General features: G+C 38.3%; 13 protein-coding genes. 5 read left to right on the forward strand and 8 right to left on the reverse strand.

Annotation, left to right across the window (positions count from 1 at the left end; genetic code table 11):
* Positions 1–33 precede the first annotated feature (33 nt).
* The gene (gene aroQ / locus KO513_RS04090; RefSeq protein WP_215912400.1) at positions 34–450 is read right to left on the reverse strand and encodes a type II 3-dehydroquinate dehydratase; all 417 of its coding nucleotides are present in this window, start codon (positions 448–450) and stop codon (positions 34–36) included.
* A 94-nt stretch (positions 451–544) separates the two neighbouring features.
* Positions 545–1,165, reverse strand: a complete 621-nt coding sequence (locus KO513_RS04095) for a porin family protein (RefSeq protein WP_215912401.1) — start codon at positions 1,163–1,165, stop codon at positions 545–547.
* Between the two features lie 226 nt (positions 1,166–1,391).
* Here KO513_RS04095 and xerD point away from each other — a divergent pair, with 226 nt between their 5' ends.
* The gene (gene xerD / locus KO513_RS04100) at positions 1,392–2,288 is read left to right on the forward strand and encodes a site-specific tyrosine recombinase XerD (protein WP_215912402.1); all 897 of its coding nucleotides are present in this window, start codon (positions 1,392–1,394) and stop codon (positions 2,286–2,288) included.
* A gap of 10 nt (positions 2,289–2,298) precedes the next feature.
* Here xerD and KO513_RS04105 read toward each other — a convergent pair whose 3' ends face one another.
* Complete coding sequence (locus KO513_RS04105; RefSeq protein ID WP_215912403.1) at positions 2,299–2,808, reverse strand: hypothetical protein; 510 nt, start codon at positions 2,806–2,808, stop codon at positions 2,299–2,301.
* A 221-nt stretch (positions 2,809–3,029) separates the two neighbouring features.
* On the opposite strand from KO513_RS04105, the gene KO513_RS04110 reads away from it, so the two are divergent.
* Positions 3,030–4,724, forward strand: a complete 1,695-nt coding sequence (locus tag KO513_RS04110) for a glycoside hydrolase family 13 protein (protein WP_215912404.1) — start codon at positions 3,030–3,032, stop codon at positions 4,722–4,724.
* Here the strand turns inward: KO513_RS04110 and KO513_RS04115 are convergent.
* Positions 4,709–6,031, reverse strand: a complete 1,323-nt coding sequence (locus tag KO513_RS04115; RefSeq protein ID WP_215440912.1) for an NAD(P)/FAD-dependent oxidoreductase — start codon at positions 6,029–6,031, stop codon at positions 4,709–4,711. The two genes, KO513_RS04110 and KO513_RS04115, sit on opposite strands and share 16 nt — an antisense overlap.
* Before the next feature lie 321 nt (positions 6,032–6,352).
* Between KO513_RS04115 and KO513_RS04120 the strand changes: the two genes are divergently transcribed.
* Positions 6,353–6,847 (forward strand): RNA polymerase sigma factor, encoded by a 495-nt coding sequence (locus tag KO513_RS04120; RefSeq protein WP_215912405.1) that lies wholly within the window; start codon positions 6,353–6,355, stop codon positions 6,845–6,847.
* A 4-nt stretch (positions 6,848–6,851) separates the two neighbouring features.
* The gene (locus KO513_RS04125; RefSeq protein WP_215440915.1) at positions 6,852–7,502 is read left to right on the forward strand and encodes a hypothetical protein; all 651 of its coding nucleotides are present in this window, start codon (positions 6,852–6,854) and stop codon (positions 7,500–7,502) included.
* Here KO513_RS04125 and KO513_RS04130 read toward each other — a convergent pair.
* Together KO513_RS04130 and KO513_RS04135 are read right to left on the reverse strand one after the other, a co-directional pair.
* Positions 7,499–8,314: a lysophospholipid acyltransferase family protein gene (locus KO513_RS04130; protein ID WP_215440918.1), complete on the reverse strand. Its 816-nt coding sequence runs from the start codon at positions 8,312–8,314 to the stop codon at positions 7,499–7,501. The genes KO513_RS04125 and KO513_RS04130 overlap by 4 nt on opposite strands.
* A gap of 25 nt (positions 8,315–8,339) precedes the next feature.
* Positions 8,340–8,984, reverse strand: coding sequence for an NUDIX hydrolase (locus tag KO513_RS04135; protein ID WP_215912406.1), 645 nt, complete (start codon positions 8,982–8,984; stop codon positions 8,340–8,342).
* On the opposite strand from KO513_RS04135, the gene KO513_RS04140 reads away from it, so the two are divergent.
* Entirely contained in the window at positions 8,983–9,693 is a 711-nt protein-coding gene (locus KO513_RS04140; protein ID WP_215912407.1) for a peptidylprolyl isomerase, read from the forward strand. The genes KO513_RS04135 and KO513_RS04140 overlap by 2 nt on opposite strands.
* A gap of 11 nt (positions 9,694–9,704) precedes the next feature.
* On the opposite strand, the gene KO513_RS04145 is transcribed toward KO513_RS04140, so the two are convergent.
* Positions 9,705–10,322, reverse strand: a complete 618-nt coding sequence (locus tag KO513_RS04145; RefSeq protein ID WP_215912408.1) for a trimeric intracellular cation channel family protein — start codon at positions 10,320–10,322, stop codon at positions 9,705–9,707.
* A gap of 75 nt (positions 10,323–10,397) precedes the next feature.
* Positions 10,398–11,114, reverse strand: coding sequence for an RDD family protein (locus KO513_RS04150; protein WP_215912409.1), 717 nt, complete (start codon positions 11,112–11,114; stop codon positions 10,398–10,400).
* Positions 11,115–11,126 lie beyond the last annotated feature (12 nt).

Below are 11,126 nucleotides of genomic sequence, written 5' to 3' on the forward strand. Positions count from 1 at the left end.
AAATTCGACTTAATGCAAGAAGATTCTAGCCAATTACTTCACAAAACTCTGTATGGCCAAATCATAACTAAGAAGCCCAAAACCAAGGATTACTCCTTTTGCTACGGGAGAAATATAGGATACATGTCTAAACTCTTCTCTCTTGTGCGTATTTGAAATATGAACCTCAACAACAGGCGTAGATACCGCTTTTATAGCGTCTCCAATACCTACGGAAGTATGTGTGTAGGCTGCAGCATTTAAAACAATACCATCATAGGAAAAGCCCACCTCCTGTATTTTACCAATAAGCTCCCCTTCTATATTAGATTGAAAATATTCTAGCTGAACGTCCTTAAATTTAAACTGTAGATCAGCAAAATAATCTTCAAATGTTTTGTTACCGTAAACCTCAGGCTCACGCTTCCCTAACAGATTCAGGTTAGGACCGTTGATAATGATTACTTTCATACTTCAAAAATAAACTTTTTAATGTGATTTTTTAACAAGAGAAATTAAAAACGGCCGCTAATAGCGGCCGTTATATTTTGATATGTTTTATAGATTACAAAAAGTATACGGCACCAACGGATACACCTCCGTTTCTCACTTTTTTAAGTTTCACCACTTCTCCATTTACGATTGCTGGAGTTTCTACTATTTTTGTAAGTCCCACCCCTATTCTGAACTGAAAATAAAAATTTTGATCCATCCTATAACCAGCCCCTAAATTTAAACCAAGCTCAATTGACTCAATATCTTGACCCTGTAAGTCTTTATCCCAGTTATCTGCCAAAAGAAAACCTACTTGAGGACCTAGCTCAACAGCAATCTCATCTGTAATGTGATATTTACCAATAATAGGTATCTGAACATACGCCAAATTAACATTGGAAGGTCCTAAATCGGCACCTGTAAGAGCAAAAATTAATTCAGGTTGCACATAAAAATTATCCATAACGGGTATTTCTACAATACCACCAAAATAAGCACCTACCTTAGCTGAAACACCATCCAAGTCATTACCCAACCAAGTTGTAAAGTTAATTCCGGCCTTTCCCCCAAATTTTATGTCTCCCATATTAAACCCGCTAGAAGGGCCTGTACCCTGTATTACGGTTTGTGCAATACTACTTTGTACGCCAAAAAAAACAAACGTTAGAATAACGCAAAATTTAATTTTCATGATTATGGTTATTTTAAGAACCTTAACTTAATCCGTTATCGCTCCGTAAAGAAATATTTTAGGAGAAGGAAATAACGGACAAAATAAAAATTGGCCCATGGTTATATCATAACCAAAGATAGAAAACTTTACTTAGCGTCAATTCTTTACAGAAAAAATTGCGTTTTATTTTTGCAGCCATTTAAAAAATAAAAAATCATGACCTCACAATGGTTAACTTTACATTATGAATTGGGATCAAGCGCTTCAAGACTACGGGCATTATCTTAGAATAGAACGTGGCCTTTCCGATAACTCCATTAAAAACTACAGTTGGGACATTAGTAAGCTTATTGCATTTTTAAAAAGCAACTCTTTAGAGGACGGCCCTAAGCAAATCAAAAAAGAAACATTACAGCAGTTTATTTACGAGGTAGCAAAGACCATGAACCCAAGGTCTCAGGCAAGAATTATTTCCGGACTTAAAAGTTTTTTCAATTATTTAGTTTTTGAAGGGTACAGGGAAGACAACCCCTTGGATTTAATAGAGTCGCCCAAAATTGGAAGAAAGTTACCCGATACCCTATCCGAGGATGAAATCAACAGCATTATTGGTGCGATAGACCTTTCAAAAGCTGAGGGCGAAAGAAACCGTGCCATGCTAGAAACTCTTTATGGATGCGGATTAAGAGTCTCAGAACTTGTAGACCTCAAAATCTCCGATTTATTTTTTGAAGAAGGATTTATAAAAGTGACCGGAAAAGGAGACAAACAGCGTTTTGTACCCATTAGCGAGGTAAACAAAAAGTACATTACCATCTACCGAAACGAAGTACGGGTGCACCAAGACATAAAAAAAGGGTTTGAAGATATCCTATTTTTAAACCGAAGGGGTAGGCAACTTACCCGCGCCATGATTTTCACCATCATTAAAAGTCTGGCCGTAGCAATAAACCTGAAAAAGAGTATAAGTCCGCATACTTTTAGGCATTCTTTTGCCACCCATCTACTACAAAACGGAGCCGATTTAAGAGCCATTCAACAGATGCTAGGACACGAAAGTATTACTACAACAGAAGTGTATGTGCACGTAGACCGCACCCATCTTACGGATGTCATGAACAAATACCACCCAAGAAAATAGAGAACAAGAGTTAAAATTTAATTTTACTTAAAACCGAAAACATACTTGATTTTCCTGCGGCCTTATTTTTTTCCTTTGTGATGTTCAAATCATGCCTTGCCTCCATCATGAAATTTTTGTTTACATCGTAACCAACCCCATTGGTCATCATAAATTGGGGCTTAGGCACTTCATTATCATACTTGCTCAATGCCCGTTCCATACGTATGCCATTAACCAAATAAAAGTTATCTGTTGGGTAATATTTGAACTCAAGTGCCAACTGATAAAAATCTACATCACGGTAGGTATCGTAATAATTTCTGAGCTCAACAAGAAATTTTTCATCCAACTCATAGCCAAAAGTTGATTGAGTGTGCATTTCATTGTCCATAAACGCAGGATATGAAAAATTCTTGGTATAAAAATTAGAAGATGGGTCAAATTGAAATTTGCTGAAATCTATATCTACAGTCGAGCTTTGGGCCTTACCTATAGCCATACATAAAAGAAGAAATATGATTCGGACAAGTGTAATCATAGTTTGGTTTTGCTTCGATAAATATAAGAACCCCACCCTAAAAACGAGGTTTTTTCTGACAATTTTAACGATTCGCAAGCAAGTATCATAAAGCGCTTTGGGGCCTATTTTTCATCTAAAAAATATATTTATGAACCGAAAACGTTGTAGTTCAACTCTATATACCACTATGCTATTTTGTTCCGTTTACATACTCTATATTTAAATTTAAATAGCTAAGAATGAAACATAATACCGAACGAAAATGGTGGAAAGAAGGTGTAGTCTATCAGATTTACCCTAGAAGTTTTCAAGATACCACCGGTAACGGTATTGGAGATTTACAGGGCATTATTAAAAGACTGGATTACATCCAAAGTCTTGGCGTTGATATTATCTGGCTAAATCCTGTTTATACCTCTCCCAATGATGATAACGGTTACGATATTTCGGACTATAGAAATATTATGGCCGAGTTCGGCACCATGGATGATATGGACGAGCTTATGACCCAAATGAAAAAGAGAGGGCTGCGCTTGGTAATGGACCTAGTAGTGAACCACAGTAGTGACGAACACGAATGGTTTGTAGAATCCAGAAAATCCAGAGACAACGCATATAGGGACTATTACCACTGGTGGCCCGCCGAAAAAGGTACTCCTCCAAAACGATTTAGCTATTTTGATGAAGATAGTAACGCTTGGAAGTATGATGAACCAACAGATTCATATTACCTGCACTATTACTCCGCCAAACAACCTGACCTAAAATGGGAAAACCCTAAGGTAAGGGAAGAGGTGTACGACCTTATGAAATTCTGGTTTGATAAAGGAATAGATGGTTTTAGAATGGATGTGATATCAACCATTTCTAAAGATGTCAATTACCCGGAGCTTCCCGAAAAATACAAAGGCGATTTTATCCCTTATTATGCAGATGGACCACACCTGCACGAGTATCTAAAAGAAATGAACCAAAAGGTACTAAGCAAATATGATGTTATGACCGTTGGTGAAGCACCTGGTGTTAACCAAGAACAGGCCCTTAATTTTGTTGACGAAGACCGCAAGGAACTTAATATGTTCTTTCATTTTGATTTAATGTCCCTTGACCGTGAACCGGGCGAGACCTTTAAAATGAGAAAAGAACAATGGAAGCTTACGGAGTTTAAGAAAGTCTTTTCGGAATGGGACGGGGTTTTTGCACAAAAAGGGTGGGGAAGCCTTTATTTGAACAATCATGATTTTCCAAGAAGCGTTAGCCGTTGGGGGAATGATTCAAAAACACACTGGCAAAACTCGGCTACTCTATTGCAGACTTTTTTGCTTTCCATGAGGGGTACACCCTATTTTCTCTATGGTGAAGAAATAGGTATGACCAATATAAAATTTGATTCTATTTCCGACTATCAGGATATAAATACCCATAGCCGCTACAAAGCCATTAAAAAAGCGGGAGGTGATTTAGAAACTTTCCTAAAAGAAGAGAAACACGCAGGAAGGGACAATGCCCGTACCCCAATGCAATGGAACACACAACATAACTCCGGGTTTTCCGAAGCCAAACCATGGCTTAAAATAAATGAAAATTACAAGGAAGGAATAAATGTTGCCGAACAGGAACCGGAAAAAGACTCGGTTCTTAACTATTTTAGAACAATGGTACAGGTGCGCAAGGACCATCTTGCTTTGGTATATGGGGCGTACCAATTATTATTGGCGAATAATGAACTAGTGTATGCCTATTTAAGGTCTTGGGAAGACGAGCGTTTTCTAGTTCTGTTGAATTTTTCTACCAAACGAAGCTCGGTTACTATAGACGAGGTACGTTTTGATAAAGCGCATCTTATTATTTCCAATGACGATGCGGAAAACAACAAAATCGACAACCATTTTGAGCTTACGCCATATCAAGCATCGATCTATAAGGTTTTTTGATCTTTAAACAGTGAATAGTCGCGTTGGTAGGGACGTATAATCAATCGTGCTTCCCTATCAAAACGCACATAATTATATACCCAGTTTACAAAGACAACTACCCTATTTCTAAAGCCTATTAGAAAAAACAGGTGAACGAACATCCACACGAACCAAGCAAAAACACCCTGAAACCTATAATTCTTTAAGTCTACCACAGCCTTGTTACGGCCAACGGTAGCCATGCTACCCTTATCCTTGTAAACAAAAGGCTTCATAGGTTCATTACGCACCAATCGTAATAAATTCTCACCAAGGTTCCTTCCCTGCTGAATAGCCGGTTGCGCCATCATAGGGTGGCCATGGGGCGTATCTTCGGTTTGCATACAGGCAATATCGCCAACGGCAAAAATACTATCCTGCCCTTGAACTTGGTTAAACTCGTTTACTTTAAGACGGTTACCCCTCACCAAGAATTCCTCCGCTTCTAGACCGCCAATAGGCACACCTTTTACTCCCGCTGCCCAAACCAACGTGGCCGCCTCAAACACAAGTTCTGTTTTTGTACGGGCCGTTTTGCCGTCATAGCCCACAACACGTGTATTTTTCCAAACATTTACACCAAGGCTCTCTAGAAAATCTTCCGCTTTTTTTGAAGCGTTCTCACTCATTCCCTTCAATAGACTATCTCCGGACTGTACTAAATTTATCTGTGCCCTACGCGTATCCAGATCGGGGTAATCCTTTGGAAGTATTCCTTTTTTAATCTCTGCCAAGGCACCTGCCAGTTCCACACCCGTAGGACCTCCACCAACAATTACAAAATTCATTAAAGCATCTCGCTCATGAAGATCGTCCGTTAACAAGGCTTGCTCAAAATTCTCAAGAATAAGACTTCTAAGATTCAACGACTGCGGTATACTTTTCATGGCCATACCGTTCTGCTCAATTTCTGTGTTACCAAAGAAATTTGTGGTAGACCCCGCGGCTATTACCAAATAATCATAGGAAAGCCTTCCTATATTGGTTACAATTTTTTTGGACTCAGGCTCTACCTTTTGCACTTCCGCTAGACGGAAAAAAAAATTGCTATAATCCTGTAAAATTTTCCGAATGGGATAAGCTATGGAATCCGGTTCCAGACCACCTGTAGATACTTGGTATAAAAGTGGCTGAAACGTATGGTAGTTGTTCTTATCCAATAAAACTACCTGAACCTCTTTCTTACTTAGTTTTTTTGCTAAGGCTACCCCTCCAAAACCACCACCAACAATTACAATTCGCGGTAAACTAGATTTTGGTAAGTTAAGTGCATCTGTATCTGACATGTATAAAAAATATGGGCAAAATTAAACATTCATTGTGTACCCCAACCGATAAACTAAAGGTTTTATTATATTTAAATTCTCTAAAATGTAAGAAAATTCATTGAAATCATGGTTTATTCTCATTCTAGAACTTAAAACTCAAAAATAAAACAGAAATACAGGTAGAAAAACACTTTCTCTTTTGTTACATAACCACCTAAAAACCAATGCTATTTATTCTTAAAAACATATTACATCTCTTTTTTTATCCATTCAGTAAAATAATCTCTGTAACAATTAATCTTTTTGGGCTACTTATAGTCTAACAACCACCACCTTGCCGTGAACAACGAACTGGAACATCAATTTGTGACGGAACTTGAGAACAATCAGAACATTGTTCACAAGGTCTGTACATTGTATACCAACGATAGGGATTCGCACAATGATCTGTTTCAAGAAATAACGATTCAGCTCTGGAAGGCCTATCCAAAATTTAGGGGCGAATCTAAGTTTAGTACATGGATGTACCGTGTGGCTCTGAATACAGCTATTACATTATATAGAAAATCTAAAAGGCGTATTCAGACACAAGACTATGAATCGGTAATTTTTAAAATAAAAGCCGACGAATACGATGCCACCCAAGAAGAGCAGTTAAAGCTTATGTACAAGGCGGTAAAGCAATTAGGCGATATAGACAAGGCCCTAGTGTTTTTGTACCTAGAGGACAAAGATTATCGCGAAATAAGTGAAACCCTTGGTATTACTGAAGTTAATGCCCGTGTGAAGATGAACCGGATCAAGACCAAATTAAGAACCGTATTGAATCCTTAAGGAGATGATGGACGAACTGGAACTTTTAAAGAAAGATTGGCAGAAGAAGGGAGATGAACTCCCTAAGCTGACCTATAGTGATATACATAAAATGACATGGAGAAAATCATCCTCTATTGTCAAATGGATTCTCATTATTAGCATCCTAGAAATAGTTTTACCCAATCTACTCTACTTAATACCTTCCTTTAGGAAGAGTATGAGCATTTACGAAAACACCGTTGTAGACCATTATTTCTTGGCCATGACCATTATTTATTACGTGGTGGTATTCTACTTTGTATACCTTTTCTATAAGCGCTATAAAGAAATTTCCGTGTTGGATAGCGCCAAGAATCTCATGCGCAAAATTATTAGGACCAGAAGAACTGTTAAATACTACGTTATATTTTCCTTGTCTACCATATTAGTATTCATAGCTATAGTTATAATAGGCATTTACCTGAACGATAGTTTTATGGATAATTTTACGGAAATGGCGGGCAATGCACAAAATGTTTCTCCAGAAAAGTTAAAAACTACTTTAATGGTCTCCATGGCCATATTGGGCGTGGTTATGATTGCATTCTTTGGCGGTATTTATTTCCTCCTCTACGGACTGCTCCTAAGGAAGCTAAAGAAGAATTATAAAGAACTTAGAAAACTGGAAGTCTAAATTTTATGTCGGTTTCTGTACCTACGTAACTCATTTTCTTCTTCGTAGGCAAGCAAGTCTTTTTTGGAGATTACTTTTAAGAATGATGGGTGTTGCTCTATAGCATACTCTAATTTTTCGATAATGGCATCAAACGACTCGTTATCGTAATCTATATCCAAAGGTTCTTTAATAACTATAGATTGAAGAATACCCTTTTTCTTTATTCGAAGCCCTTTTTTATCAAAAGAACGTCTAAAACCATCAATAACAACAGGAACCACTACAGGTTTATATTTTTTGATGATATGGGCGGTACCCTTTCTAAGGGGCTTCCATGGAGTGGTCGTACCTTGGGGAAAAGTTATGACCCAACCATCATTAAGCGCCTTCCCAATACTTGAGATGTCGCTCATTTTCACCTGTCGCTTAATATCCTTTCCTTCCGCTCTCCAAGTACGTTCTACGCTCACGGAGCCCGCATAGGCAAATATCTTGGTCAGAAGGCTTTTTTTCATGGTTTCCGCAGCGGCAACATAATACATGTTTAACTTGGGGTTCCAGATATACCCTACGTTCTTTATATTATTGTCCCGCCCTTTAAGACTGGCATTGAACACATGGAACATAGCAACCACATCTGCAAAATAGGTTTGATGGTTACTAACAAAAAGCACATTCTTGTCCGGTAAGGAACGGATAATGTCCGACCCCTCTATCTCCAAACTGTTAAAACGCTTGTACCTTGAATGTGTTACCAATCCTAAAATGCGGATAAGCCATTTTTTTAGAAACAGAATATGCCCGAAAGGATTTTCCTTAAATATGCCCATAGGGCACAAAAATACGAATTTACCCCTATAAAACCTGTTGTAACAAGGTCTTGATTTCACTTAACATCATTCCGGTAGCGCCCCAAACGGTATAACCATTTAATTTAAAGGCAGGTACGGGTACGTTTGAGGCATAAGAAGTCGTCATTTCTTGGGTAAAAATATTGCTATCGTCCATAAAATCCAGCAGGGGCACCTCTACCAGTTCCTCTACCTCTGTCTCTTGTAGCAAAAAGGGTTCCGTTCTATTATATAGCCCAATGAAAGGATGAACATCAAAATTACTAGGTGGAATATAAATTTCCGTCAATGATTTTACTACCTCAATATTTCTAGGGTCTACCCCTACTTCTTCATAAGTTTCCCGCAAAGCTGTCTCCATCATATCGATATCCTGGGCTTCGACCTGTCCTCCAGGAAACCCTATCTGATTGGAATGGACATCTTTTGGGTGGCTTTTACGTAAAATGAGCAATAACCGAGTTAGATTTGCCTCATCTGGATAAAAAAGAGCCATAACTGCGGCTTTTTTTGTTATTTGAGGCTTTTTACGAGCATTTTGGAGTTCCTCTAATCTAAATTGAGGAGCCATTTTTAAATGCGAAGCTTCCCCGGGTAAAGGCAGATTCTTTATTTTTGGGATTCGAATAGAGAAATCATCAAAATTCATGACAATCAGAAATTCTTTTAGATTAGCAATATTACCACTTATTTTTCTCGCATCCTGTGGCGAAAGTCCTAAAGAAAAGCAAAAGTCTACGGTTAAAGCCGAAGTGAAAAAAGATTCTGTTCAAATTGATTCTTCTGAAATAGAAAAAGAAAAGGAATTTGTTCTGACGGAAGAAAATGCCATCGACTTTTTCTTTGAATACCAAAAAGACCTCAAAGTTGATAAAGTAAAAATCACCACCCGGTTCGGGAGTTTTACCGTGCAACTCTTTGACAATGTGCCGTACCACAAGGCCAATTTTATTTACTTAACACGTAAAGGCTACTTTAACGACACCCAATTTCACCGGATAGTGAAGAATTTTATCATTCAAGGGGGCAATTCAGACGATAGAAAAACGGGAAAAAAACGAAGCGAGATTGGACGATATCTTCTTCCTCCCGACACGCGAAAAGGCCATAAACACCATAGAGGGGTAATCTCTATGCCCAGTAGTGAGATTGACAATCCGCATATGCTGGCATCACCTTACGAGTTTTTTATAGTGGTCACCAAACCAGGATCCTACCATTTAGATGGCGAGTTTACGCCTTTTGGAAAGGTCATAGAAGGAATGGATGTTGTAGATAAAATTAACAGCGTAGAAATTGGCGAGGGAGATTGGCCGCAACAGAATATCTATATTCAAAAAGCGGAGGTCATAGAATAAAAATCAATTATTTATACGTCTACTTTCTTATAAATATTAGGTAGGGCAAGTCCAAATTTGACCGCCAACAATCTGGTAATGATAATAATTAGGATAGCGGCAATATAAGCGTAGGCTCCGTCTATAGGAAGAAGTACGAGTATAAAATAACTTATACCCCCAAGAATACAGGCCGTTGCATAAATCTCCTTGGTTCTAAAGATTACGGGAATTTCATTGCACAGCATATCGCGTATAACACCTCCAAAACAAGCTGTAATGGTGCCTAGTGCCACACACATTACGGGCAGCAAGTCCGCCGTTAATCCTTTTTCTATACCCAACATGGTAAAGAGGCCAATTCCTATAGTATCGAACAGAAATAAGGTTTTTCTCAGATATTTTAAGTGTCTCACAAAAATCACCGAAAAAACAACGGCCCCGGCAATAACCGTAATATACACGGGCTCACGCATCCAAAGTACGGGCGTATTACCTATGAGCATATCACGTAAGGTGCCCCCGCCTACCGCAGTTACGAACGAGATTATAAAAATCCCGAAAAGGTCCAGCTTCTTATCCATCGCCACCAAAACCCCGGAAATGGCAAAAGCAATAGTTCCCAAAATATCGATTAAAAAATAAAACATGTGTGAAAATGTATTTTTGAGTGTTCCTAATATTTTGGGCCACCGTGCAACGTTGGAAAGAATATTTAAACCAGATTACAGTTGTTGCGTGTAGTAACTATAATCCTTGATTATTCTATCCACAAAATCCAAAGGTGTCATATCCGTAGCTATGCTCGTTACCTTTTTTATTTGATCGCTCAAAGATACAATTACATTATGATTTCCGTTGCGTTTGGCGGAATCATAAAATTCCTTGATCGTCTGCATCTCACGGTCCTTAAAAATGGTAACCTGTGGAAATTGAGGTTTATAATCTTCAGGTAAATCGCGTAACAAGGTATCTTTTAAAGAGACTCTTTTCTTTTCACTAATTACGGTTGTTCCTGCGGCTATATCTCCTACACGTTGACCATTGCCCCTAATTAAAATAGTAAGTACCGCAACACCTCCGGAAGTAAGTACTACATCTATAATCCGTAATATCCACCGCACAAAATAACTAGAAAAACCGGGTTTGGAACCATCTAGTTTTACCACTCGTATTTTCATAACGGTCTTACCAACGGTCTGCCCGTTCATAAACGTTTCTAGAAGCACATAGTACAGAAAGGCCGGCAAACTAATAAGCATATAGAGCGCCCACATATCCCCAAAATCAATATCCAAAGAAAGCAGTGCCATAATCATGATTATGGTATAGGCTAGAATGATAAAGCTATCTATCATATAAGCAAGCATGCGGTCTCCTAGATGTGCCGTATGCTGGTTAATGGTTATATTTTGGGCTGTTTCTATTTGAAATTGTTCCATAGTTTCGTTTCT

This window comes from Zobellia sp. B3R18, from assembly GCF_018860715.1.
In the GTDB taxonomy this organism is placed as follows: Bacteria; Bacteroidota; Bacteroidia; order Flavobacteriales; family Flavobacteriaceae; genus Zobellia; species Zobellia russellii.